Source organism: Epibacterium sp. ABZ3_068 (genome assembly GCF_056159265.1).
On record NZ_JBSWUV010000001.1, the window covers coordinates 3,500,104 to 3,525,561 of the forward strand.

General features: G+C 56.8%; 20 protein-coding genes, 3 pseudogenes and 1 riboswitch. Of the genes and pseudogenes, 9 read left to right on the top strand and 14 right to left on the bottom strand.

Annotated elements, in window-relative coordinates; translation table 11 throughout:
• Positions 1–160: 160 nt before the first annotated feature.
• The 3 genes from ACXAEW_RS16730 to ACXAEW_RS16740 all read right to left on the bottom strand — a co-directional run bounded on the left by ACXAEW_RS16730 (position 161) and on the right by ACXAEW_RS16740 (position 4,505).
• Positions 161–409, bottom strand: coding sequence for an EF-hand domain-containing protein (locus ACXAEW_RS16730; protein WP_474942406.1), 249 nt, complete (start codon positions 407–409; stop codon positions 161–163).
• A gap of 293 nt (positions 410–702) precedes the next feature.
• Positions 703–2,511 carry an ABCB family ABC transporter ATP-binding protein/permease gene (locus ACXAEW_RS16735; RefSeq protein WP_474942407.1) on the bottom strand — a complete coding sequence of 603 codons (1,809 nt, stop codon included), beginning with the start codon at positions 2,509–2,511 and terminating at the stop codon, positions 703–705.
• A gap of 122 nt (positions 2,512–2,633) precedes the next feature.
• Complete coding sequence (locus ACXAEW_RS16740; RefSeq protein ID WP_474942408.1) at positions 2,634–4,505, bottom strand: LysM peptidoglycan-binding domain-containing protein; 1,872 nt, start codon at positions 4,503–4,505, stop codon at positions 2,634–2,636.
• A 120-nt stretch (positions 4,506–4,625) separates the two neighbouring features.
• Between ACXAEW_RS16740 and ACXAEW_RS16745 the strand changes: the two genes are divergently transcribed.
• Entirely contained in the window at positions 4,626–5,168 is a 543-nt protein-coding gene (locus ACXAEW_RS16745; RefSeq protein WP_474942409.1) for an LOG family protein, read from the top strand.
• A 14-nt stretch (positions 5,169–5,182) separates the two neighbouring features.
• Here the strand turns inward: ACXAEW_RS16745 and ACXAEW_RS16750 are convergent, their stop codons facing one another.
• Positions 5,183–6,148 carry a sodium-dependent bicarbonate transport family permease gene (locus ACXAEW_RS16750; RefSeq protein WP_474942410.1) on the bottom strand — a complete coding sequence of 322 codons (966 nt, stop codon included), beginning with the start codon at positions 6,146–6,148 and terminating at the stop codon, positions 5,183–5,185.
• A gap of 97 nt (positions 6,149–6,245) precedes the next feature.
• Here ACXAEW_RS16750 and ACXAEW_RS16755 point away from each other — a divergent pair, with 97 nt between their 5' ends.
• On the top strand, positions 6,246–7,148 hold the full coding sequence (locus tag ACXAEW_RS16755) for a LysR family transcriptional regulator (RefSeq protein WP_474942411.1): 903 nt from the start codon (positions 6,246–6,248) through the stop codon (positions 7,146–7,148).
• 53 nt (positions 7,149–7,201) lie between these two features.
• Here the strand turns inward: ACXAEW_RS16755 and ACXAEW_RS16760 are convergent, their stop codons facing one another.
• From ACXAEW_RS16760 to ACXAEW_RS16790, 7 genes are all read right to left on the bottom strand, one after another.
• Entirely contained in the window at positions 7,202–8,098 is an 897-nt protein-coding gene (locus tag ACXAEW_RS16760; RefSeq protein ID WP_474942412.1) for a metallophosphoesterase, read from the bottom strand.
• A gap of 13 nt (positions 8,099–8,111) precedes the next feature.
• Positions 8,112–8,711 (bottom strand): superoxide dismutase, encoded by a 600-nt coding sequence (locus ACXAEW_RS16765; RefSeq protein ID WP_474942413.1) that lies wholly within the window; start codon positions 8,709–8,711, stop codon positions 8,112–8,114.
• A 260-nt stretch (positions 8,712–8,971) separates the two neighbouring features.
• Entirely contained in the window at positions 8,972–9,379 is a 408-nt protein-coding gene (locus ACXAEW_RS16770) for a hypothetical protein (protein WP_474942414.1), read from the bottom strand.
• A 153-nt stretch (positions 9,380–9,532) separates the two neighbouring features.
• Complete coding sequence (locus tag ACXAEW_RS16775) at positions 9,533–10,099, bottom strand: sarcosine oxidase subunit gamma (protein WP_474942415.1); 567 nt, start codon at positions 10,097–10,099, stop codon at positions 9,533–9,535.
• A complete protein-coding gene (locus tag ACXAEW_RS16780; protein ID WP_474942416.1) occupies positions 10,092–13,112 on the bottom strand; it encodes a sarcosine oxidase subunit alpha family protein in 3,021 nt (1,006 codons plus the stop codon). Before ACXAEW_RS16780 ends, ACXAEW_RS16775 begins: the two co-directional genes overlap by 8 nt.
• A 69-nt stretch (positions 13,113–13,181) precedes the next feature.
• A complete protein-coding gene (locus ACXAEW_RS16785) occupies positions 13,182–13,535 on the bottom strand; it encodes a sarcosine oxidase subunit delta (protein WP_474942417.1) in 354 nt (117 codons plus the stop codon).
• A 40-nt stretch (positions 13,536–13,575) separates the two neighbouring features.
• A complete protein-coding gene (locus ACXAEW_RS16790) occupies positions 13,576–14,820 on the bottom strand; it encodes a sarcosine oxidase subunit beta family protein (protein WP_474942418.1) in 1,245 nt (414 codons plus the stop codon).
• Positions 14,821–15,006: 186 nt separating this feature from the next.
• Here ACXAEW_RS16790 and ccmI point away from each other — a divergent pair, with 186 nt between their 5' ends.
• From ccmI to ACXAEW_RS16805, 3 genes are read left to right on the top strand one after another with little or no spacing between them, the layout of a single operon-like run.
• Positions 15,007–16,236 carry a c-type cytochrome biogenesis protein CcmI gene (gene ccmI / locus ACXAEW_RS16795; protein ID WP_474942419.1) on the top strand — a complete coding sequence of 410 codons (1,230 nt, stop codon included), beginning with the start codon at positions 15,007–15,009 and terminating at the stop codon, positions 16,234–16,236.
• Positions 16,233–16,706 (top strand): Holliday junction resolvase RuvX, encoded by a 474-nt coding sequence (ruvX, locus tag ACXAEW_RS16800; protein WP_474942420.1) that lies wholly within the window; start codon positions 16,233–16,235, stop codon positions 16,704–16,706. Before ccmI ends, ruvX begins: the two co-directional genes overlap by 4 nt.
• A gap of 8 nt (positions 16,707–16,714) precedes the next feature.
• Positions 16,715–16,945, top strand: a complete 231-nt coding sequence (locus tag ACXAEW_RS16805) for a DUF1289 domain-containing protein (protein WP_474942421.1) — start codon at positions 16,715–16,717, stop codon at positions 16,943–16,945.
• Positions 16,946–16,948: 3 nt separating this feature from the next.
• On the opposite strand, the gene ACXAEW_RS16810 is transcribed toward ACXAEW_RS16805, so the two are convergent.
• Together ACXAEW_RS16810 and dusA are read right to left on the bottom strand one after the other, a co-directional pair.
• Complete coding sequence (locus ACXAEW_RS16810) at positions 16,949–17,773, bottom strand: sulfite exporter TauE/SafE family protein (protein ID WP_474942422.1); 825 nt, start codon at positions 17,771–17,773, stop codon at positions 16,949–16,951.
• A 91-nt stretch (positions 17,774–17,864) separates the two neighbouring features.
• Positions 17,865–18,881, bottom strand: coding sequence for a tRNA dihydrouridine(20/20a) synthase DusA (dusA, locus tag ACXAEW_RS16815; protein WP_474942423.1), 1,017 nt, complete (start codon positions 18,879–18,881; stop codon positions 17,865–17,867).
• Positions 18,882–19,296: 415 nt separating this feature from the next.
• On the opposite strand from dusA, the pseudogene ACXAEW_RS16820 reads away from it, so the two are divergent.
• Both ACXAEW_RS16820 and ACXAEW_RS16825 read left to right on the top strand, forming a co-directional pair.
• Positions 19,297–19,668: pseudogene (locus tag ACXAEW_RS16820) on the top strand (IS3 family transposase); the annotation flags it as partial.
• Positions 19,658–19,762 (top strand): annotated as a pseudogene (locus tag ACXAEW_RS16825) (IS3 family transposase); the annotation flags it as partial. The pseudogenes ACXAEW_RS16820 and ACXAEW_RS16825, both read left to right, overlap by 11 nt.
• A gap of 159 nt (positions 19,763–19,921) precedes the next feature.
• Here ACXAEW_RS16825 and ACXAEW_RS16830 read toward each other — a convergent pair.
• Positions 19,922–23,362, bottom strand: a complete 3,441-nt coding sequence (locus ACXAEW_RS16830; RefSeq protein WP_474942424.1) for a hypothetical protein — start codon at positions 23,360–23,362, stop codon at positions 19,922–19,924.
• A gap of 662 nt (positions 23,363–24,024) precedes the next feature.
• Between ACXAEW_RS16830 and ACXAEW_RS16835 the strand changes: the two are divergent.
• Together ACXAEW_RS16835 and ACXAEW_RS16840 are read left to right on the top strand one after the other, a co-directional pair.
• A pseudogene (locus ACXAEW_RS16835) lies at positions 24,025–24,761 on the top strand (transposase family protein); the annotation flags it as partial.
• A gap of 105 nt (positions 24,762–24,866) precedes the next feature.
• Positions 24,867–25,007 carry a hypothetical protein gene (locus ACXAEW_RS16840; protein ID WP_474943056.1) on the top strand — a complete coding sequence of 47 codons (141 nt, stop codon included), beginning with the start codon at positions 24,867–24,869 and terminating at the stop codon, positions 25,005–25,007.
• Positions 25,008–25,306: 299 nt separating this feature from the next.
• A riboswitch (TPP riboswitch) is annotated at positions 25,307–25,410 on the top strand.
• Positions 25,411–25,458: the final 48 nt, after the last annotated feature.

A 25,458-nucleotide genomic window follows, 5' to 3' on the forward strand; every position in this document is an offset into this window, starting at 1 on the left:
ACGGATGAGGTGAACGCGGACTGGATCACCCGTTTCAACGCAGAGATATAGACGCCAAAAGCCCTGCACGCTGTGCAGGGCCCGGGCCATGACGGCAGTGGCTTGGGGGGTAGTGTCATGGCGAGCGGCGTCAGAGGGGGAGTTTCCGACGCCTAAGATTTTAGCCGCTGATCACGAGATACCCGGCTTCAACTGCAGCCGAGACTTCACTGTCATCGGCCTCACCGTCGCTGTTTACGTCGATCAGGCCAAAAGTTTCGGCAGACATGGTTGGAAAGGCCACCTGCATCTCTTCCAGAGACAGCGTACCGCTACCGTCGATGTCCATATCCGCAGGAATGCTTCCCGCAAACAGAGGGCCCGCGATCAATGTGCTGGCAACAAGAGCGAAAGAGAAAGAACGTGTCATTGGGGTTCTCCAAAAAACTAGAAAGTTAAACAACCAGAGGCGCTGTGCCCCTTGGCTGAGGAGACCTTAGTGTGGCGCGGGATCACTCGGCGAGAGCCGAGCTGCACATGTGCGTTTTCCGGCATCAGAACGCGCGCGCCGCCCCTTTTCACCGGCGGCAAAGCGCCCCTCCAAATCGTCTCGGAGGCAACAGGCCAAGTCGTGCCGATGCTGTTGGTTGGAACCGGCCAAGACCGGCTCATCCATAGGGAGAATCTGAGTGTGGAGACCGTCCGTTATGTCACCGGATTGGTTCAGGCGGCGTCCTGCTCTGATTGCTGACGCTGCCACAGGTGCGCATACCGCCCGCCCTTTTCCAAAAGTTCATCATGCGTGCCAACTTCGGCAATGTTTCCTTGTTCCAGCACAACAATCCTGTCTGCTTCGGCTACGGTCGACAGCCGGTGGGCAATGGTGATCACCGTACGCCCCTGCCCAGCCCGGGCCAGAGCTTCTTTGATCTCTTGCTCGGTGTCCGTATCCAGCGCCGATGTCGCCTCATCCAGAAGAAGAATCGGAGGGTTCTTCAAAAGCGTACGTGCAATGCCAACACGCTGTTTTTCCCCCCCCGAGAGCTTTAGGCCGCGTTCGCCGACTGCAGTGTCATAGCCGTCCGGCAGGCTGGCAATAAAGTCGTGGATCTGTGCATCGCGCGCGGCCTGTTCAACTTGCTCCTGAGTCGCGCCGTCGCGGCCATAAGCGATGTTATAGCGGATACTGTCATTAAACAGGACCGTATCCTGCGGCACCACACCGATGGATTGATGCAGGCTTTTCTGGGTGACGTCCCGCACATCCTGACCATCAATCAAAAGCGCGCCTCCGGTCACGTCGTAGAACCGAAACAACAATCTTCCGATGGTGGACTTCCCAGACCCGGTTGATCCCACAATCGCCACGGTCTGCCCCCCTGGAACCTCCATAGAGACACCTTTCAGGATCTCGCGTTCCGGATCATAAGAAAATCGCAAATCCTTTAGGGTAATGGCACCCTCAGTGACCGCCAGCGCCTTGGCATCCGGCTTGTCTGTCACATCTGCGGGCTGTTCCAACAGGTCAAACATCTCCCCCATATCAACAAGGCTTTGACGAATTTCCCGATAGACCGTGCCCAGGAAGTTCAGCGGCACGGTGATCTGAATCATATAGGCATTGACCATTACAAAGTCGCCCACCGTCAGTGCGCCGTTCTGCACCCCAACCGCCGCTAGAACCATTACACCAATCAGCCCCGCTGTAATAATAACGCTTTGCCCAAAGTTCAAAAACGCCAAGGAATATGCCGTCTTGAGCGCAGCCTGCGCATAGCCCTTCATCGCGACGTCATAACGTGCGGCCTCGCGGTCTTCGGCCACAAAATACTTAACGGTTTCATAGTTCAGCAGGCTATCAATGGCCTTTTGGTTCGCATCTGTGTCCTGCTCGTTCATCTTTTGACGCAGCTTCACACGCCATTCGGTGATGGCAAAGGTGAACCAGACATAGGCCCCGATCGTGCCAACAACGATTGCGAGATAACGAATATCAAACAGCACCGCGAGCACAACGGCGACAAGGATCAGCTCCAGGAACAGCGGACCAATGGAAAAGACTAGAAAACGCAGAAGAAATTCCACGCCCTTTACACCGCGCTCGATAATCCGTGACAAGCCACCGGTCTTCCGGGTGATATGATACCGCATCGACAGACGGTGAATATGCGTAAAGGTTTCAAGCGCCAGCTGACGCAAAGCCCGCTGTGCAACAGGCGCAAAAATCGCGTCCCTTAACTGCTGGAACCCGATGGTTGCCACCCGCGCCAGACCATAGGCAACCGTCAGACCAATTGCCCCAAGCGCCAGTGGAGAAACGCCCTCTCCGGCCAGTTGGTCCACCGCACCTTTGTAAAGAACGGGCGTGTAGACGGCGACCAGCTTTGACAGGACCAGAACAGCCATCGCCAGACAGACCCGGATGCGCACCCATTTGGGATCTTTTGGCCAGATATAAGGCGCAACCCGGCGAATGGTTCGCCAACCAGACTGTCGCATTTCGACAGAGGACGTTGCGGTGCTCGTGCTCATGCTTCGCATTCAATTTCCTGACTGGACTCGGTTCTGCCCTTTGGGACGGGGTCGCGGCTAGGGATTAGACAAGTAAAACGCGCCCCTTTTGAGCGCGTCTTAAACCTATCTAAGCATTTGATTTATTCAGGCAAGGTAAAGACCTGCCCCGGATAGATCAGGTCCGGATTTCTAATCGAATTCCTGTTGGCCTCAAAGACTTTGACGAACAGGAAACCGTCTCCGTAACGATCCTGAGAAATCGCCCATAAGGAATCGCCTTTTTGTACGGTGATCACCCTTACGGACGTGTCAAACTCAGGCTGTCCCGCTTCCGCCGCTGGCTGGGTCAAAACGTCTGGTGCTTCGCGTTTAAACGGAGTTTCCAGTCGGCTCAGAACTTTGCCTTCCAGCGGATCGATTTCATCCAGACGAAGGGTATAGATACCAGGAGCAACATCATCTAACCGAATGCGCCAACGGCCATTCACATCCGCGCCGATGTCCGCAACCGGGCTGTTGTCGATATAGACACGTACCAATGCCGCAGGTCGTGCGCGCCCGTCCAGCACCACATCACCGTTCTGAGTATAGCTGATCGCGTCCAGCGCCACTTTGTCCGCCAGTTCGGGAGACGTTGGCACAGCAGACTGAACAACTTCGATCCCATCCGGTCCCGCACGCAACACTGCGATGCCAGTTGGGCTTGGCTTGGGAGCGGGGTCAACCTCTGTCGCAGCGGGCTCCTCTGTCTGCGGGGAAACGGGCGCATCGGCCTTGGGATTCGTTTGCAAAAGCGCAACCCGATCCGCTTCCGTCTGCGCGGCACCGGATACAGCCGCAAGCGGTTTGGTCGGCACATCCTGCACAGGTGCTACAGGCGCGGCAACCTGACTTTGAACAATTGCTGCAGGTTGAGTATTCGCGAGCTGGGGCTGATCATTTGTTGCACCTGCAGTTTCTATTCCCACATCCTTCGCTGCACCTTCTGCTTGAGGCGTAGCTGCCGCTGACGTCGACGGGGCTGCAGTGGTGGCCTGAGCTGGTTCGGATCCAGTTGAACCAGCCAAACTACCCTCTGTTTGGGTTACTGGCACATTTTGGGGTTCCGGCTGTGCATCGCGTTCAGCCTGCACAACCTGGGCCAACTCCTCCGACACAGGTTCATCCGCAGGGGCTGGGAATTCTGGTACCGCCAATTCGATCTCACCAAGGTCTTTATCAGCGACCGGAGGCGTATCTTGCACGGGTTTACCGAGGTCCGCAGGAGCTTCTGCCGATGCAATCGCGGTTGTCGGCGCCAGAATAAAGCTGACATCAGACGTCACAGTTTCCGTACCATCAAGCGCCTGAATCGTCACAACACGCGGGATACCCGCAGGTTCGACAACCGGAAACGAGACAAATTCCCCACTGGTCGGCACCGAAAGATCCTCGATCACCGCCCCATCCAAAAGGATAAGAACCCGCGCGCCGGCGGGTGCCTTACCGGCAATCAAACCGGCGCCATCGGTATCAAATCGGATCACGTCAATCTCGGGCGCGGGCAGAGCGGCAACCGGCGCGGTAGTGGCCACGTCGGCAGGATCCGGTTTGGCGGTTTCAACACCGTCTTCGGGAATAACCGACGCCTCTTCCTGCGCCCCCTCGACCGGGGCCGGGATTGGTGGTTCCGGCGTTTCCACAGACCTTGCGTCATCCACAGTCTCATTGTCGGAGGAAACCTGAGGCACTTCGGCCGCATCCGGTTTGGGTTCGGGATCCGCGGCGACCACTTCGACGGTTTTGTCTGTCACTGGAGCTTTGGCCTGAGCCTCAACCGCTCCTGCTTCCCTATCGGCGGTTGGCTCTGGCGCGTTGGCGGGCTGCGTGATCTCCTGCGGTGGCTGCGGCGCGCCGTTGCCCGTAAACACACCCAATTGCATCAGCACAACGCCACCGACAATCACAACAGTTGCCGCAACCCCTCCAATCGTGAGCGCCCCCACGCTCCCTAAACCAGATGTTCCCGCCATGGTATTCCTTCCTTCAAACGGGGTATTCCCCCGCTTCTTATTGAGCAGCAGACCGGGACTCGTTATCAGTGATCCAAGCGCGCCGTCTTTCTTCTAACACCAACAGCAAAGATCCGCCGAATGACAATTTATTCCGTATGTGTGTATTGTGGCTCCCGTTTTGGAGCAAGCAAAAGCTACGAATCGGCAGCCACGGCGCTTGGGCGCGGATTGGCTGCCCAGGGGCTGCGCCTTGTTTATGGCGCAGGCGACGTCGGCTTGATGGGAACCGTGGCCCGCGCAGCCATGGAGGCCGGGGGCGATGTGTTTGGGGTGATCCCTGAACATCTGGTCAAACGTGAGGTCGGGAAATCGGATCTGACCACCTATGTGGTCACCGAAACCATGCACGAGCGCAAAAAAGTTATGCTGTATAATGCCGATGCCGTGGTGGTGTTGCCCGGTGGCATGGGATCACTGGACGAGCTGTTCGAGGCGATCACCTGGCGTCAGCTTGGGCTGCACAACAAACCCATTCTTCTGTTGAACACGGACGGGTATTGGGAGCCATTGCGGAGCCTGATCGACCATGTGATCGATCAGGAATTTGCCGGTTCAGATGTGCGCGATGCCCTTATTTGGGCCGATACCGTAGAGGACGTATTGGCGGCCCTGACCTCGTAGGCCGCCAGAAAGCCTCACAAAGTGGCCAGCCACAGGTAAAGAGGAAGGCCCACGGTGATGTTGAACGGAAACGAAACCCCCAGTGACATCGTCAGGTAGATACCGGCCTCAGCCTGAGGCAAAGCGATCTTCATCGCCGCAGGCACCGCAATGTATGACGCCGAGGCCGACAATACCATCAACAGGAACAAGCTGCCTGGCATCAGCCCCAATGCCTGCCCCGCCCCAAAGGCCATAAGTGCGCCGATAATTGGCATCAGCAGGCCAAAGGCAAACAGGCCGCAGGACAGCATATGGCGGTTTTTCAGAAGGCTGCGACCGGCATTTAGCCCCATGTCCAAAAGGAACAGACACAGGATCCCGGTAAAGGGCGTCACGATGAACGGCGCAATCATCTCCATGCCTTTTCCGCCAGTGACCGCGCCGATTGCAAAGGCCCCGGTCAAGAGAACAATTGACCCATTGGCCAACAGATCCCGCCACAGCGCACCATCAGATTGCGCAGAACCGGTGCCACGCGACGCCAGCCAAAGGGCCGATATGATTGCTGGAACTTCCATCGCTGCGGCAACGGCCACCATAAACCCGTCATAGGTCAGGCCAACCAGTTCCAGAAGGCTGGTCGCCGTGACAAAGGTCACAATTGAAATGGATCCGTAGTGCCCGGCCACCGCTGCCGCATTCAGCGGATCCAGCCGCGTCATCACACGCAACAAACCAAAGGCGACAAATGGTATGGCAAAGGACAAGCAGACACCGGCGAGCAATGTCAGAAATAGATGAAGATCAACACCCTGATCCGCGAGGTTGCTGCCTCCCTTAAATCCAATCGCAAGCAGCAGATAAAGAGACATGAACTTTGCTGCCCCCTCGGGGATGGACAGATCACTGCGCAGAAACGCTGCCGCAAGCCCCAGAGCAAAGAACAAGATAGTTGGCACCAGCAGGTTGCCTGCAAGCGTGTCGATTATTCCGGGCATTTCGCCTCCACAATTTGATTTTCAGCGGAGATGCCTTGTCCTGATCCATATTCCCAATATTATCTTTCTAATATTTAGACAGTTTGAGGCTATGCAAATGCGGCCAACATTACGCCAGTTGGAATATGTTGTGACGGTCCACCGTCTGGGACGCTTCAACATCGCGGCCGAGGTCCTGAACGTCAGCCAGCCGAGCCTCTCGTCCCAAATCGCTGCGGTTGAGGCTGAGCTGGGTGTACGCCTGTTTGAGCGCAATCGCGGAGGTGTTCAGCTGACGGCCAAAGGCGCGGATTTTGTTGAACGGGCGCAGAAAATCCTACGAGAGGTTCAGGACCTGCGCACCGCCATGGCATCTGATCTGCCCTTTGCGGGCCGGTTGCGTTTGGGCGTTCTGCCGTCCATCGGGCCCTATCTGTTGCCACAGGCTGTGCGCGAATTACACAGGCTCGAACCGGGGCTGCGCGTTCTGGTCCGCGAAGAAAACACCAAAGACTTGGAAGAAGGACTGAAATCCGGGCGGTTTGACCTCATAATTTCTACCCCGGAGGACCACCCGAACACCGCGCAGAACCGTCTGTTCAATGAGCGACTTTGGATCGCCGTGGCCAGCGACGACCCGCTTGCGGACACCCAAGCCCCGGCCTGTGCATCAGATCTGCACCAAAAACTGCTGCTGACCCTCGACCAAAGCCACAGGATCTCTCGCATCGTATATGCTCTGGCCGCCGAAACAGGTGGCGTGGTCTCCGATGAATATGAGGGCACAAGTATGGATTCTCTCCTGCTTATGGCGGCCTCTGGTGCGGGTGTGGCCATCCTGCCGGATCTGTTCGCGCGCCTTCATGCGATGCATCGAAGCGAAGTGACCCTGCGCCCCCTGCATGCGGCAAATGCAGACCGTGATATCGCATTGCTTGCCCGCAGAGACGCCACAGAAATACAAGGGCTGTCGCTGGTCACAGAGACATTGCGCAAGGCAGCGGCGGAGATCCTTGGCTGAACACCAGTTTAAAGGAAACCGTAAAACGCGCGCTTTGAAACCTTATAAAACGGTCAGGTCGCGAGGTCTTCCCCGGACAGCTCCACAACTGTGATTTCAGGCACAACGCCGAACCGGACAGGAAGTATGGAACACCCAATGCCCCCAGATACAACAAGATCTCGCCCGCCCTGGCGCACATGCCCATAGGCCAGCGTATTCCCGTAGCGCGAGGGGACAATGGGCGCCCAGCCAAAGATACGGACCTGCCCCCCATGGGTATGCCCGGACAGTGTCAATCCAACACGGGGCGGCACCTCATGAAAGATATCCGGCTCATGCGCAAGCAGGATACAGGGCGCATCATCGCCTTCCATCTGCGCAAGCGTTCCAGGCAGGTCGTCCAGGCCCCGACGCGGCCCGGCCCGCCAGCCAAATGCCATCTGGTCCTCCAGCCCGGCTAGCCAATACCCTTCTTTTTTCAGCGCCTTGTTAGAAAGCACCGGGATTCCCACAGCCTCAAGCGCCTGGCCATAGATATTGGGACCGCCCCGACGGCGCTGGGCCGCGTGATCATCCCACCAATCATGATTCCCAAGAATTGCGAACACCCCCTGAGGGGCCTCCAGATCCGAAAGAATATCCGCCGCGTCCTCAATAGGAACCCGTTTCGAAATGAAACGGTGTGCAGGCGCATAATCTCCCAGCAGAACAATCAGATCCGGCTTGATTGCATTTGTGCGACGCACCAATTGGCGCAACCGACGGGGACCAACATAGGGTTCGCCCAAATGCAAATCGCTGAGAATCGCTATCTTGAGCGGTTCCGCAGACCAGTCCTTGCGCGTCACGCGCCATCGTTTCACCCTCAACCGCAAGGCGGGTTCAATAAAAAATCCATAGGCGGCGGAAAAAAGGCCCGCCAGGACAGTTCCCAGCAGACCTTTCAATACTGCGCGTCGCGAGATCACGCGGCTCTCCCGATTACAGGCGAGATGCCACGTTCTCCCAGTTGACCAGATTGTCCAGGAAGTTGGTCAGGTAGGCCGGACGCTTGTTCCGGAAGTCGATGTAGTAGGAGTGCTCCCAAACATCGCAGCCCAGCAGTGCAGTTTGACCAAAGCACAGCGGGTTCACGCCATTTTCGGTCTTGGTCACTTTCAGGCCACCATCGGTGTCTTTGACCAGCCACGCCCAGCCAGAGCCGAACTGACCAGCGCCCGCTGCAGAGAACTGGGATTTGAACTCGTCAACAGAACCAAAGCTCTCAACGATTGCTTTTTCCAGCTCACCCGGCATTGCAGATGCGCCAGGGCCCATCATTTCCCAGAACTGGTTGTGGTTCCACAGCTGGGAGATGTTGTTGAAGATACCGTTTTGCGCAACAGCAGCTTTGTCATAGGTGCCCACGATGATCTCTTCGAGGGTCTTGCCGTCCCACTCGGTGCCCGCGATCAGCTTGTTGCCGTTATCGACATAGGCTTTGTGGTGCAGGTCGTGGTGGTATTCCAGCGTCTCTGCGGACATGCCTTTGTCAGCCAGCGCGTCGTGAGCGTAAGGAAGATCGGGAAGTTCGAATGCCATGGTGGCCCCCTGTCAAAAAAGTTGCGTTTCTGGGATGATAGATGATCGCAGCCGCCCCGCAGGTCAAGCCTGAGCTGAGATGAATTACAGATTTCCCGAGCGTTTTGTTTTCAATCCCCAGAGGTTTGCAATCCAGGCAAAGCTAACACAACGAAAATCGGCCTGCCCAAAAGCTGAGACAGGCCGAGGTTTGCATCGTGGTCAACCATAGGACCAACTAAGGGGCCGAGGAGAGTTCACCCGGCTGATCCTGATTGTGTTCAGCTGCGAACCTCGCAGCTTCCTGTACCGCTTTCGGTGTTGTCATACCCGTGCGGCGTCAAACTGATCGACGCTTTTCCACGCGCTTTGCGATAAAGAAGAAAATAGTCGAATTTGATCCATGCCCCCCCCGTATCTGCAGAGAGGTGCCATTTCACCTTCATCAGGTTTGAATTGTCAGAAAACGACTTTGCTTTCAGTGGCGCTTGTTTGAAGTGCAACAGAAACGGATCAACAATCTCGGCGGATTTGCCATCGGGGGAAACCTTCACCAGAACCTGTTCGGGAATTGACTTCCGACTGCTTGGGTTCTTGAAAGTACAAAAATATTCAAGGGCGGAGGCCTGCGAAGCGGCCATAAACATCGTGCAGAACGCAGCAAGCGTAAGGGGTCTTAGAAATTTCACAAATCTATCCTTCCAATCAACTTATCGCTGTTTAAAACAAAAAAACGCCCGTAAAAATAGGACGTTCTCTCTTTTTTGTGAAGGCAAAAAGCCGCAGGACGGATGATTTTCAGCGTCTGGCTGGGCACATCCTTTACGGATGTGCCCGACGGCTCAATACACGCCAACCTTGGCTTGTGCGTTGCCGGCGACTTTCAACAGGTCAAAAACATACTGTCCAACCGACCGGAAGCAGACGATATGGAACACGCCCGCACCGTCCAACCAAAAGGCAGCCGCAACTTGTGCAAGACGTGTGCGACGGAAATCGCCTGCAACAAACTGATCCGCTGCAAAATCTACGGGTGCGACCTTGCCCAGAACTTCACGTGCGCCTGCCCCTGAAAGGGAAAAACACGCACGTGCATCAGAGACGTTTACCACCAGAGCATGTTCGCCGGTGAGGGCAGCTGACAGCTCGGCCACCCTATCGTCGATGCCTTCGTATGCGGTTACAATCAGCAGCTCATCCGGGGACATCCACGCAACCGTGGTCCCTTCTGAAACTGACGTTTTGCGCACCTCGGGGATCGCACAGCCTGTTGCGTCCTGTACCGCTTTGATCACCTGCTTGGAGGACAGATCCCCCCGAAGCGTCATCATACCAACCAGACCTGCATCCTTGACCTCAGCGAGACCCGAAAAGGTTGCGCCATTCAACACGCTGACTGCCTTAGACATTCTGCTTCTCCCCGTCTTTATCGTAGAATACCGGATCGACGATCTTCGCTTCGTAAATTTTGCCATCGGTTCCCGGGAAGGAGATCACCTCTCCCATCCGTTTGGGGCCGTGCTTCACAAGCCCCATCGCAATACCGCGGTTCAGGTTGGCTGAGAAATAGGTCGAGGTCACACGACCGATGGTGTTTTTCTGACCATTGCCGTTGACACCCTGCCCTACGGCATAGGCCCCATCCGGCAGAACGGACCCATCCACGGTTTCAAGGCCTACCAGCTGCCAGCGATCCGGATCAGCCATATGCGAACGGGAATGGGCACGTTTGCCGATATAGTCCTCTTTCTTCTTGGACAGCGCCCAATGCAGCCCCAGATCCTGCGGGATCACGGTGCCATCGGTTTCGTCCCCGATCATGATAAAGCCCTTCTCGGCCCGTAGGATATGCAGGCATTCGGTGCCATAAGGCATCACTCCGAATTCTTTGCCCGCCTCCATCAGAGCATCCCAGAAGGCTTGCCCTTCGGAGGCCGCAACCGCGATTTCATATGACAGTTCACCCGAGAACGAGATGCGATAGGCCCGTGCCTTAAAGCCACCGATCTCTCCGTCACGCCACTCCATAAAGGGCAGCGCTTCTTTGGAGACATCCATGCCGCCGAGCTTTTCCAACACTTTGCGGGCGTTGGGGCCAACAACCGCAATCTGGGCATATTGCTCGGTGACATTGGCCACGAACACTTTCATGTCCCACCATTCGGTCTGGAGCCATTCTTCCATATGTGCGTGGATGCGATCCGCGCCGCCGGTGGTTGTGTGGCACAGCCAAGTGTCATCGTCTATGCGGGCGACAACGCCATCGTCCGACAGAAAACCGTTTTCCGAACACATCAGACCATATCGACATTTGCCGATCTTCAGGTTGGACATCATGTTGGTATACATCAGGTCCAGGAATTTGCCCGCATCCGGTCCTTTGACGACCAGCTTACCCAGCGTCGATGCGTCCAGAAGGCCAAGGTTCTCGCGGGTGTTCTTTACCTCGCGGTTCACCGCGTCATGTTTGCTCTCACCGGGCCGGATATAGGTGAAGGGGCGACGCCAATGCCCGACAGGTTCCCAATCGGCACCGTTCTTGTCATGCCAGGCATACATCGGAGTTTTGCGCAGCGGCTGGAAGATTTCGCCACGCGCTTCGCCACCAATAGCCCCCATGGAAATCGGGTGATACGGCGGACGGAAGGTGGTGGTGCCCACCTGCGGAATCTCCGCCCCAAGACTGTCAGCAAGGATCGCCAAACCGTTGATGTTACTCAGTTTGCCTTGATCCGTTGCCATGCCAAGGGTTGTGTACCGCTTGGTATGTTCCACGCTTTCAAAACCTTCGCGGGCGGCCAGCTGAACATCCGAGACTTTGACATCGTTTTGATAGTCGAGCCAGGATTTCATCCGGTGCTGGATGTCGGCGTTGGCTGGCATCAGCCAGACAGGCTCCATCGGCGTCTCTTCGACATCATTTGCCACAGAAGGTTCAGGCGTGCACGCCGGACGACCTGCGCCTTCGGCCGCCTGTGCCCCTGCGGCTGCAGCGTTTTCCAGCACCGAGGCCAGCCGCATCGGGCCCGAGGCCGAACCTGCGGTGATCACAAACGGTTTGCCATCATGGGACGTGGGCGCACGGTCCGGATCTGGGCGGAAATGAGCCTGAGTGTTGTCCCATGTCAGCTTTCCTCCGCAATGGGACCACAGATGCACAACCGGAGACCAGCCGCCGGACATGGCAACGGCATCTGCCTCGATCTCTTCGATCGACTGACCGTCGCCATCCTGCAGACAGATGGAAACTTTGGTGACGCGTTTGCCATCGGCCACCTTGGCAATGGCGCGGCCATCTTCAACGCGGATACCTGCGGCACGGGCCTCTTCGGCCAGGGCACCGCCACCAAGGCGGCGTGCATCGACGATACAGGCAATCTCCACACCCGCCTGTTGCAGGATCAACGCGGTGCGATAGGCGTCATCGTTATTGGTTGCGACAATCACACGCTTACCCGGAGTGACTCCCCAGTTCACCACATAATCGCGCATGGCCGAGGCGAGCATGACACCTGGAACATCATTGCCAGCAAAGGACAGTGGCCGCTCAATGGCTCCGGTTGCGGTGACAATCTGTTTGGTCCGGATCCGCCACAGACGGTGACGCGGTCCCCCCTTGGACGGGTCATGATCTGCCACGCGCTCGTACCCCAGAAGGTAGCCGTGGTCATAGACCCCTGCCCCCATCATCCGGTCGCGCAGGGTGACGTTTTCCATCGCGCGCAGCTCATCGAGGGTTTTGGCGACCCAGGCCTCGGCGTCCATTCCGTCGATGATACCGCCGTCCACCGGAGCGCGACCGCCCCAATGGGCGTTTTGTTCCATAACGAGAACCTTGGCGCCCGACGCAGCTGCGGTTTTTGCAGCCTGAAGACCCGCCACGCCGCCACCGACAATAACGACATCGGCAAAGAAGTAGAAATGTTCGTAGGTATCAGCGTCCACCAGTTCCTTGTCCGGCGCCTTGCCCAGACCTGCGGATTGACGGATGAATGGCTCGTAGATGTGTTTCCAGAACGGTTTGGGATGGATGAACATCTTGTAATAGAAGCCGGCCGTCAGGAACCGCGAGAACAGTTTGCTGTTCAGGATCCCCACATCAAATTCGAGGCTTGGCCAGTGGTTTTGCGACTGGGCCGCAAGACCTTCGAACAGTTCAGTGGTGGTGGCGCGCTGGTTCGGCTCGAACCGTTCTCCGGAACCCAAACCCACCAGCGCGTTCGGCTCTTCGGAGCCAGAGGCCACGAGGCCGCGCGGGCGGTGATATTTGAAGGAGCGGCCGACCAGCATCTGGTCGTTGGCCAAAAGGGCTGAGGCCAGCGTGTCGCCGGGGTGTCCCAGCATGCTGCGCCCATTGAACGTAAAGACGATCTGTTTGGAACGGTCGATCAGGCGACCCTGTTTTGCGATGCGGGAGCTCATGTCAGCGGACCTTTCGCAGACCGAAAGCGCGGGAGCCTCCGGCGGAAGTATTTGGGAAAAGGTGAAACATCAGGACGCGTCCTTGGTCGTGGCACAGGAAAATTCCCGCCAGACCCAACCCGGCCGTTTGGACGAGATCTTGTCCTGGATCTTTTGCGGCGGTTCCGAGGTCTGGGCGGTATACGTTCCAAAGACTTCCAGCGTGGTGGTGCAGCGGGCCGCGTGGAACCACTTGCCGCAGCCGTTCACATGCCGCCAGCGCTCGAAATGCACACCCTTTGGGTTTTCACGCACAAAGAGGTAGTCATGGAAGTCTTCATCCGAGGAGCCGGGGCCATAGCGTTTCAGATGGGCTTCGCCGCCAGCATGGAGTTCGGTTTCTTCGGCTTTGACGCCGCAATAAGGGCATTCAAGGATCAGCATGGCGCGTGCTCCGTCAACAAGAGAAATGCGAAGGTTGTCATCAGTGCGCCACCCCTGCCGCGACGCTTTCGTCGATGAATTTGCCTTCTTTAAAGCGGGTCATGGTGAACTCTTCCGCCAGATAGGAATGACCTGTGGCCATCAGCTGTGCCATGGCCCAGCCAGAGCCTGGAATGGCCTTGAAGCCGCCAGTACCCCAACCACAGTTCACAAAACAGTTCTTGACCGGCGTCGACGAGATAATCGGCGAACGGTCACCGGTGACATCCACAATCCCCCCCCATTGACGCAGCATTTTAAGGCGGGACACCATTGGGAAGGTTTCGATCAGCGCGCGGACGGTTTCTTCAATATGGTGGAAAGAGCCGCGCTGGGTGTAATTGTTGAACCCGTCGGTTCCGCCGCCGATCACCATCTCACCTTTGTCGGATTGCGACATATACCCGTGGACTGTGTTGGCCATCACAACCACATCCATACAGGGTTTGATCGGCTCGGACACCAGGGCCTGAAGCGCAACACTTTCGACCGGCAGGCGGAACCCCGCCATGTTCGACAGGTCGGAACAATTGCCCGCGACAACCATGCCCAGCTTGTCACAGTCGATCGCCCCTTTGCTGGTGTCGACGCCAACCACGCGACCGCCTTCGGTGCGCACACCGGTCACTTCGCATTTCTGGATGATGTCCATGCCCATTGCCGAACAGGCGCGCGCATAGCCCCAGGCCACTGCGTCGTGGCGCGCGGTGCCGCCACGGGCCTGCCACAAGCCACCAAGAACCGGGTAGCGCGGGCCCGCAAGGTTGATGATCGGCACCAGCTCTTTTACCCGTTCCGGGCTGATCCATTCGGTGGTCACATCCTGCAGCGCATTGGCGTGCGCCGTACGCTTGTAGCCCCTTACTTCATGCTCGGTCTGGGCCAACATAATGACGCCGCGCGGCGAGAACATCACGTTGTAATTGAGATCCTGGCTCATGTCCTCGTAGAGGGACCGCGCCTTTTCATAGATCGCGGCAGAGGGATCCTGCAGATAGTTGGAACGGATGATCGTTGTGTTCCGGCCCGTGTTTCCACCGCCGAGCCAGCCCTTTTCGATCACCGCTACATTGGTGATTCCAAAGTTCTTGCCAAGATAATAGGCTGTGGCCAGGCCGTGGCCGCCTGCGCCTACGATGATCACGTCATAGTGACGTTTGGGTTCTGGGGACGCCCAGGCGCGCTCCCAACCGGAGTGATAACGCAGGGCTTCCCGCGCAACGGCAAATGCTGAATAGCGTTTCATGAGCGAATCCAGTGCTTCGTGACTGGGTCTCTGTATGCCGATGCTTTGGTCGAAGTCTGTGCCGTTATTCGTCCTTTTGGTGCATCTTTGCGACATTCACTGCTACACATGACAGCGCGCCGCAGGCCGTAGGGGTTTTTTCCGAACCTTCTGCCCTGTAGACATGACGCAAATATCGGAGAGCCTATGACTTTTTGGATCGTGACCGCCCTCATTACGCTGTCTGTCAGCGTCTTATTCTTGCTGGTCATCCTGCGTGCCCGCAGCGCAGGTGAACCCGCGGCAGCCTACGATCTGCGCCTTTATCGTCAGCAACTGAAAGAAGTGGACCGCGACCTGGCGCGCGGCGTCATCCAGGACAACGACGCAGAGCGCATTCGCACCGAAGTGTCACGTCGCATTCTGGCGGCAGATGCTGCGTTGAAAAAACACAAGGAAGGGTCTGCGCAGCCAAAGGTTGGTTCGACAATTGTTGCGGGGCTGACAGCGGTTGGTCTTCTGGGGGGGACTTTTGCGTTGTACCTGAAACTTGGCGCGCCGGGATATGCGGATCTTGCTTTGAACAACCGGCTTGCCCTGGCAGCGGAAACTGCGGCAAACCGGCCATCCCAAACTGAAATGGAAGAAGCCGCCGTACCCTTTGATCTTCCGCAGCCGCAACCGGAATATGTTGATCTGGTCGAACGCCTGCGCGAAGCTGCGGCAAGCCGCCCAACAGACAGCCGCGGACAGGCATTGCTGGCCCAACACGAAGCGCGGCTGGGCAATTTCCGAGCCGCCTATGAGGCAAAGGCAAAATTCATCGAACTCTCAGACGGCGACGTAACGCCCGAGGATTATGCAGAACAGGCCGAACTGATGGTCCTGGCAACCAGCGGGTTTGTCTCACCCGAGGCGGAAGACGTTTTGAAACAGGCGCTGACTCTGGATCCGCGCAATGGAACCGCCCGCTACTACTGGGGTCTGATGATGGGCCAGACGGGTCGGCCGGATATCGCATTTGAGGTCTGGCGCGACACTTTGGTTGCTGGCCCAGATGGCGCGCCCTGGATTGAAGCGATCCGCGCTCAGATCGCAGATATGGCCTTTCGTGCCGGGCAGGAGCTGGATCCAAGCCTTCTGACATCAAGCCTGCCCGGACCTTCTGCTGAACAGATGCAAGCCGCAAGTGAGATGCCCCCCGAAGAGCAGCAACAGATGATCCGTGGCATGGTTGAAGGTCTGTCCGAGCGTTTGGCGACCGAAGGTGGCACGGCCGGAGAATGGGCCCGCTTGATTACAGCGCTGACCGTTTTGGGGGATGTGGAGCGCGCCAATCAGATCTATGGTGAGGCACAATCGCGCTTTGCTGATGCGCCCGAGCAGGCTGCGATGATTACCCAGGCGGCGCGTCAAGCAGGGCTGATTTCCGAATGATCTACGACACCTTTGAAGACTTTGCTGCCGCCCTCCCCCCGATGAGCGGGCTTGCCGGATTGGATCTCGGAGAGAAAACCATTGGCGTTGCTGTCTCCGACCGAATTGGGGCAGTTGCCACGCCGCTGGAAACCATTCGGCGCAAGAAATTCGGCATCGACAGTACCCGCCTTCTGGAAATCGTAAAGGATCGGGATCTGGGCGGCATCCTTCTGGGCCTGCCGCGCAACATGGACGGAACCGAAGGGCCGCGCTGCCAATCCACCCGCGCCTTTGCCCGCAATCTGTCGCGGATCACAGAACTGCCAATCGGGTTCTGGGATGAACGCCTGTCCACTGTGGCGGCGGAAAAAGCGCTGTTGGAGGCGGACACAAGCCGCAGACGTCGTGCGGAGGTTATCGACCACGTCGCGGCGTCCTATATTCTGCAAGGGGCGCTGGACCGGATGCGCCACCTGAAAGCCGGATAGGAACTAAGATGAGTGACCAGGTTTGGAAGCGGGACGAGATCCAGTCCCCATGTATCAATATCTGTGTGATCCACCCTGAGACGCGGTTGTGCACGGGCTGCGCACGCTCCATTGATGAAATTACCGCCTGGTCCAAGATGACTAATGAAGAACGCGGTGGGATCATGGCTGAATTGCCGTCGCGCGAACCTGCGCCCAAAAACCGGCGCGGTGGACGGGCTGCCCGGCTCAAACGGTAGGGATTAAAACCCCATCGCCTTGCGCAGCATATTCAGGGCAACAAGGATCAGAAAAACCGCAAATACGCGTTTCAGCGGCTTGGGATCCATCGCATGGGCCAGTTTGACCCCCCATGGCGCTGTCAGTAATGTCATTGCAATCACAACCCCAAAGGCCGGCAGGTTGATCGCCCCCACGGTAAAGGGGGGCCGGTTCTCGGCTGCAATGTCCATCAGCAAAAAGCCAAAAGCCGAGGGCAGAGCAATGATAACACCGAACCCCGCAGCCGTTGCAACGGCGCGGTGAATGGGCACATTATGCAGGCTCATAAGCGGCACGCCAAAACTGCCACCGCCAATGCCCATAAGGACCGATAGAAACCCAACGGCGGGTGACGTGACACTGCGCCCGGTTCCCTTTGGCATTTCCTCACCCAGACGCCAATGGCTGCGTCCAAGTGCCATGTAAAGGCCGATCACCAAAGCCAGCACACCAAAGAGCAACTGCAAGGTGGATGACCGCAACGACGTCGCCACCAAAACCCCTGCCACAGCACCAATTGCGATCCCCGGCCCCCAACCGCGCAGGATCTGCCAGTCGACGGCCCCCTTTTTGTTGTGGCTATGGACCGACCGCAAGGAGGTCACAATAATCGTTGCCAGCGAGGTCGCGAGGCAGATCTGCATAAGCTGATCCCCACCATAGCCAAGGGTCTGAAACGCATAGAAAAATGCGGGCACCAGAACGATACCGCCGCCCACGCCCAATAGGCCGGCCAGAACGCCGCCCAATGCGCCAATCACAACCAGCAGCGCCAGCATTTCCAGCAAAAGTCCCGTCTCTGGCATCTGTTTCTCCTTGCCTGTTGGCACAGTCATCCCGCCTCTGGACGGCAAAGTCCAGCACCACGCGGACCCATTCGGTATTGGTAACGAAACGTCAGGCCGCGCGGGCCCGCACGTGATCAAGGGCCTTCAGAACCAGATCGGGACCCGCATCCGCTTGGTGGGCCCCTTCGGACAAAGTACGCCGCCACTGGCGCGCGCCGGGACGTCCTGCAAACGCGCCCAGCATATGGCGGGTGATCTGATGGAGCCGGGTCCCTCTGGACATTTCATCCTCAATAAACGGCAACATGGCCAGAACTGCTTCTTCAACGGTCCGCCCGCTTTCTGAGCCAAAAATCTCCTGATCCGCCCCCATGAGAATATCGCCGGGCTGGTGGTAGGCCGCACGCCCGACCATGACACCGTCCAACCCAGCATCCAGATGCGTCCTGGCGTCACCCAATGTTGCGACCCCACCGTTCAGAGAGATATGCATGTCCGAAAACGCGACCTTCATCTGGTGCACAAGATCATAGTCCAAGGGTGGAATATCACGGTTTTCCTTGGGGCTGAGACCCTGCAACCAGGCTTTGCGTGCGTGAATGGTCACGCGGGTACACCCCGCCGCACGGATCTTGTCCAAAAACTCCGGGAGAACCTCCTGCGGTTCCTGATCATCAACACCAATGCGGCATTTTACCGTAACCTCGACGCCAACCTCGGCCTTCATTGAGGCAACGCAATCCGCAACCAAGTCCGGGGTTTGCATCAGAACGGCCCCAAACGCACCGGATTGCACGCGATCACTGGGACAACCACAGTTCAGGTTGATTTCATCATACCCGGCGTCCGCGCCCAGTTTTGCAGCTTTTGCCAGCTCTTGCGGATCAGAGCCCCCCAGTTGCAGGGCAACCGGATGTTCTTCGGGCGCATGATCCAAAAGATGCAATGCCCCGCCCCGCACCAAAGCCGGTGCCGTCACCATTTCCGTATAGAGCAACGCCTCCTGGCTTAGCAGACGATGAAAGTAGCGGCAAAAACGGTCAGTCCAATCCATCATCGGTGCCACGCTTAACCGACTAGCCTTGCAAGCTGTTGTTATCTCGTGGTTATCACCTTCGTTACGCATATGTTGCATCTCGTTTTTTTTGCCCTATTTTTGCCTGTTCTGCTCATTCTGACACAACCCCAACATTGTCGGGACTTCCATAAAAAGATGTTGGGACATGTCGATCACCGAACGAACGCGCACAGACGGCACCACCGCCTATTTGGCACAGATCGACATACAAAGAAAAGGCGAGCGTTTTCGCGACAACCGCACCTTCGACAAAAAGTCCACTGCGCAAGCATGGAAGAAAAAGCGGATCAAGGAAATTGAGGAAGCGCTGAAAGAAGGCAGACCACCAGTTTCAAAGAATCGAAGAAAGACCCTCAAAGACGCGATTGACATCTACCTCAAAGAAGACGCTTCAATCATCGGCACAACCAAGCGCCAGGTGCTGGAGACCATCCGAGACGAATATGACATATCTGCCGGGGTGTTTGTGGCGAAGCACCGAGGGGTCTGGCCGGTAAGTTGGATGTGTGACGCGCTCGGTGTGTCAAGAAGCGGCTTCAATGACTGGCTGAGGAGACCACGAAGCGACCGGCCTTTCCGCGATGAGGAACTATCGGCGGCGATCCGTGCAAGCTTTCTGCGATCAGGCCGAACCTATGGTGCCCGGTGCGTCTTGCGTGACCTTCTTGAAGAAGGCTATTCCTGTGGTCTGTATTGTGTTGAGCAATTGATGCGGCAAGCGGACTTCAGAGCCTGCCTCAAGCGTCGACAACCACTGAAAGACCAAGGCACGAGGTCGATCATAGCTGCGAACGTGCTTGAGCGAGAGTTCGACGCAAGCGGCCCGAACCAGAAAGCAGGCGCGTGCAGATATCTTCGACTACATCGAAGGCTGCTACAACCGCCACTCGACCATCGGATATCTAAGCCCCATCACATTCGAGGAGTGAGCTATGAAAGCTCAAGTTGCCGTCCACGAAATCGGCAGCAGGCCACTTGCAATGCGTACGCCTGTCGGGGCATTCAAATTAGCAGCTTAACCTGAGCAGATTCCGCTGGGGCCATACATTTGCGGCCGAATCCATAAACTGCCTCTCAGAAAGCCCCCTTTAAACGCTGATCGTGGGCCAGTGCGCATTCCAGAAATCGCGCGCCCATTGCTGGCCGTCAAGCAAGGGGTGGTGGCTGGCGAACCGGTATTGCTCAGGAAGCCAAGACGGATACGCGTCAGCTCCGTTTACAGCTTCCAGGTAAGAAGCGGCCTCGGAAAAGTTCGGAGGTACTGCACCCAAAGCAAACAACAACGCAAACTGAGGGCCCCATTTGTTGAGATCCCGATAACTTGTTTCGGGTGACGGGCAGTATCGGGTCGGCTTTAGGCTCCGCACACCAGCTTCGCGATCCGCCACGATGCACCAGTCCGGATCGCCAATGGACGGCAGGGCGTCCGGCTTCATCCAGACAGTATCGCCGGGGGAGAACGGATTGGCGTCCAGGGTCACGTCGAACTCACCTAAAGGAATGTCGTTCTTGTGAGACACAATTCGAGCATCATTGACACCGTCCGTGAGAAGAAGCCCCTCAAATCGGAGCTTATTGCCATCCGTGCCGACGCGCTCAAGAGTGATCACGTTGCCAGATATCCCATGAACAGCCCGTCTGTGAGAAAATGATGGGAACGTTGCGTTGGTGTGGTTCTCAAACCAAGTGAGCGTGGTCGCATCGTGCAGGAACGCCTGAGATATATTGCCTGCGGTTGAGGTGCTGATGTCTGCGATGGACAGACCGCGCCAGTGCCGCGACAAGGTAGACGCCATGAACTGGAACTGATGGTGCCCTCCGTCCGGGAACACATACGACCCCGATGCCTGTACCGGGTCCATCTGGATCCCGAATGACAGGATATTGCGAACGATCTGTTCCTTCTGCGCAGTGGTCACGACGTCTGACAGCAAGCACAGTGCATAGGTACTCATGAGTTCCTGAATGTAGCGCCCATAGTTGCTGCTGGCCAGCGGGTTCCACCTGTAAGGCTGTTGTGCTTCATAGTAGCCGTCCGCGCGCGTCTGGCTGTTCTTGCCAATTGCAAAGTTCAACCTCCGGCCAAACTCGATCATGCTTGCTATGAAATTATCAGACGGTCGGGACAGACCGGCGTTGGGGTACGTAGGCAGAGCGGCCACAATACCGAAAACATCTACGTCCGGACAAACGAAATCCGTTTTACCTGTGTAGAAGATCAGTGCAGGAGCGAATAGCTCATTGACCGATGTTGGTTGACTGTCAACCACAAGTACACCCACGTACTCCTGTGCAAAGCCTTGTCGGCTTGCCGAAACACCTGGAGCATGACGCGCCTTGATCAATACATCATTAGGCACCAACAACTGAGGGTACGTGACCTGCAGTCCAGCATTGAAAGTATCGGCATGAGCAAGATCTGTATCGCGCTGGTCCCAGGGTTGGTCAGGCGTTCTCCCAATATTCAGGGATGTACCATTCATGGAACGTCCGATTGCATCTGTTGTCTCAGCCGGGAACGACCCGACCACGCTGATCGGGGAGGCAGATGACACCAACGCCACACCGTCGGCGGTATACTGAACTTCGATCTCCGAGGCGGACGACAGGGACAGATACGTGTCAGGGTTACCGACATTAAACGTACCCTCTCCTGCCTCCTGAACTGTGTATGTGCGTGTGGCTTGAACCGTGTTCACACCATCAGTTGCGGCGATAACTACGTCCTGATCTTCGACCACATCGGAGAGCGGGATGGTCAAGACGCCCGTGACTGAGTTGATGGTCACACCCGCCTGATCAGCACTCACAATCGAATATGACAGCCCATAGCCTTTGAACATCTGCGCTGTTGGCTGCTCCTGGGAGCGCGCCAAAAATTGCGTGTAAGTGTCTGTTGCTGACGCTTGATGCAGAGATACCGGAACGTCCTTACGAGACACAGCCAGCCCGAAGGTCGCTGGATATGGGACGGCTTCGCCCCACGTTACCGCAGGCACGTCCAGTATATCAGCGGCGTCCATGAGGTGGAGCGTGGCTTGCGTCTGTGAAGATGCCGTGGCCCCAGTTTCTGCATAGCTGTAGTACGAATACCCAGCTGGTACGCCAGTCTGCCGATTGGATGATGCCTCGTTGCCGTGTAGCGCCAAAAGCGTAGCGTCTCGCGGGGAAGGCAAAGATGTGGCGGGGATGGTTAGCTGCGTAGACGCACCGCCAGTAGCCGATCCGTACTCGTACACGTCGACGTCACCGACAAAGTACTGCTGGATAACTACGATCTGGCTTGTGTCTGGCAGAGCATCGCCACTCGCAACCTCACCTGAAACCGTGAATGCATTGTCAGCCCAAGTGTCACCAGCGATACGCCGCGCCCAGAATACAGAGTTACGACCCGCTGCGGTGTACACTGTGGACGTCTCCCATTCTACACCGTCGTCACCACGCACACGGATTTCAGATACGGGGGAAACCGTTGCAATTGAAAACAAAGCGACGATTGTGTCGCCACTGGTGTCGATAGCCTTCATCCCCCAAGGCGCCGGGAAGGTATCCGAGATAACACCGGTCGTGGCTGCGTAATCCACAGCACGGGGAATGCGGGGTTCAGGGTAGATCGGTGTCGGCTGCGTTGGCGTACGCCCCTGGCGCTCTGCAGACCAAACAGCCATATCAAGCATCTGCGAATTCGTCAGTTCATTACCGAACACGGCAAGCGTGTAAAGCCGCCCTGACATGGGCTGCGCGTCGTTGTAGTTACTGAATAGCTCAAAGGCCTCGCCAGTATCAGCGGGGATATTTGAATCATTGGTGCGCGACTGCGGTGACTTCTGAACGCCGTCCTGAAAAAAAGCCTGTTCGTCATACGTCGCACCGGTTGGCCTGCGCCACCCGAACACGCGGTCCTCACCCGGGTCGTTGTGATTGAAGAGAAGGTTGCCGTTGGCGTGCAGAAAGCCGATCAGGTTACCACTCGCACGAGCCGACCCCATGAACGTACCGATGGGGGTGTTATCCCCCATCTGCCAAACGGCCTCATAATCTGTGGACGACCCGTTTGTGGTAACCGCAGCAACAACAGTAAGAGCCGGGTTTGCTCCCAGACCGAACCGGGACGCGACAGACATATTGCTGCCTGAAACCTCCAGCCAATGACGGGTTCCATCGGTGCGATATGTGGGCCGGTCCGCGCCGCTGGCGGTCAGGTGGTAGCCGTTGCCCGACAGATCCGCAATATGGCCCACCGGATCCCCATCCACGACCACCGGAATGGTGGCGGCGGCGTCCTGAAATAGAGTGGAGAGGTTGGACACATCCAGCAATAACAACGGCGAAAGCCCCAGCGGGGAAAAAGGAACAACAAGAGAAGTGCCACCATTGACAGGCGAGACATAGACCGCAGTCTGCTGATCAATCGCGACACGAAACGTGACGTCCCGCCCGACACTTCCCTGAATTTTAACAGTTTGGCCGTAATCTGCAAAAATTGACTGTTCAGCTCCGGCACCAACGCGGTAGAAAATAGTAGCCATGGGTTAGGGCTCCCGAATTGTAAAGTGAAACGCATCTTTGTCATCGCGGCGAATGCAAACCTTTGGTTTACTTGCGGCGATGTGAAGCACCCCACCCTGGTATCAGCGGAAAGATATCAGCTCTAAAAACAGGCAAAGGCGCGACAGAAACCCTACCAGCAAAAACTTAAATCTTCGCAAACGATGGCGCATAATCGACAACGACCACGAAAAAATGGGAATTTAGACCAAAGGCCCGCACGTGCGCGCCAGGATTTCCCGAAATTTCATCGCGCGAATTCCGAAATGGCCCGTCCTTGTCAAAGCAGGTCCACCCCGTTTCCTTGCCAGGTTCCACACGGCCATCCCTAAGGATTTTCAAAAGTCCTTGGTCGACTTGAAACCCCGGCTGGTTCAAATCGCGGTCTTCAAATTCTTGCTCTGTCAACCGCATCCATTCACCAAATGAGACGTCTACTGTGATCTATTCCCATTGTTTGGACAGGTTTTGGCGTAATTTCAGTTACTCTTTGCTCCTGCTGATCGGGTTTGGTTTGATCTTTTCTCAGCCAATCGATCATGGCTGGAGGTTTGTCGTCTAGCGCTGGATCAGTCGCGATTTGATGCCGTTCCTTTGCTACCATTTATTGCAGCAAAGGAGGCGAAGCGAGCACTGTGCGCCACTGGTTCGAGAGCGATGGCGAGCGGGACTGAAACGGACGGACCAATTTCGCCAAGATGCTGTGCGGATAGCATCGACCAGCGGGCTGACGCGTAAGCGGATGGCTGATGACTTTGGTGTTGGCCTATCAATACTCAACAAATGGGTGACGCCACATCGTGACCTTGAGGTGGCGCATGACAAGGACCTTGACCTTGCGCGTGAGAACGAACGACTTCGACGCGCGAAACGGATCCTGAAGGACTGGCAAGGATCAGAAAGAGGGAAATCTTACAGTAAGGAGAGCCAGGTAAGGCCCAAGTGGGGCGTTTCTCCGACAAACGCCACGCAGTTCTTCGCAGGCCAAAAGCAATGAGGTTTCGGTTCATCTAAGAGAACACTGATACCTTCAGCACCAAGCGTATGTGGGCTGTGCTGGATGTCAGTGAACGTGGTTCGCGCGCCTATCGCAGCCGCCCGGCCAGCCTAAGGCGGCGAACCGACATGGTCGTTCTGGCGCATATCAACGAACAGTCTCGTCTCAGCCTGGGAAGCTACTGCCGGCCTCGTATGACCGAAGAACTGAAAGAACTGAGACTGAACATAGGTAACCGCCGCGTAGGTCGGCTGATGCACAAGAACGGCATCCGCGTTGGAAGGTCAATGAAATGCAAGAGAACGACCGACAGCAACCACGCCTTCAATATCGTGCCGAACCTGATGAACCGGGACTTCCGCGCAGAGCAGCCGAACCGGAAACCCGCCTGCCACTCTTCCTCGGCTCCCCTGCGTCCTGACACCCGAACGCACGTTAGAACCATGAACATGACATTCTTTTTGATGGCTCAGTAACAGCGCCCTCTCATCCCTGTCGACAGGGATCCATCGGACGACTTCCCAAACCTAAGCCGCAAGACGTTCCTAAGGAAATGTGGCAATGGAGAAATAGCATTGCCACTGGTCAACATGGAACCCAGCCAGAAGCCCAAAGGGCGTTCACATTGAAGACCCAGCCCACCACCTTGAAGCCAGAACAGACGAACCCCGAAAGGACTTCGAACGCCTCCACAGTTAAAAAAGAAACGCTCGCCTCCAAGCAAAAGCGCCATAACCAGGGCGCGTTTGGGATTTCAGACCGGCAAAAACACATGCTTTGGGGAGCACTTCCCCCAACGAATCCCCAACACTAACCAACCCACCCACTGCCAGTTCCCCGCTGACCCGTATCACGTTGGGTTAACGTAACTTCTCCTACAGGACATTTCGCCCTTGCCAAACTTACAGGTTCTCCCCTAGGGTCGCCCCCACATCCGTTGGGGTGCCCCTTCATTGTGGGCTGAGAGGTCGTGACCAACCCATCGAACCTGATCCGGGCAGTGCCGGCGTAGGGAACGGAGATTGAACCAAACCACAGTTTGTGGACGTTCACCCCCTTTCGTTTCCCCAAAAGTCGCCG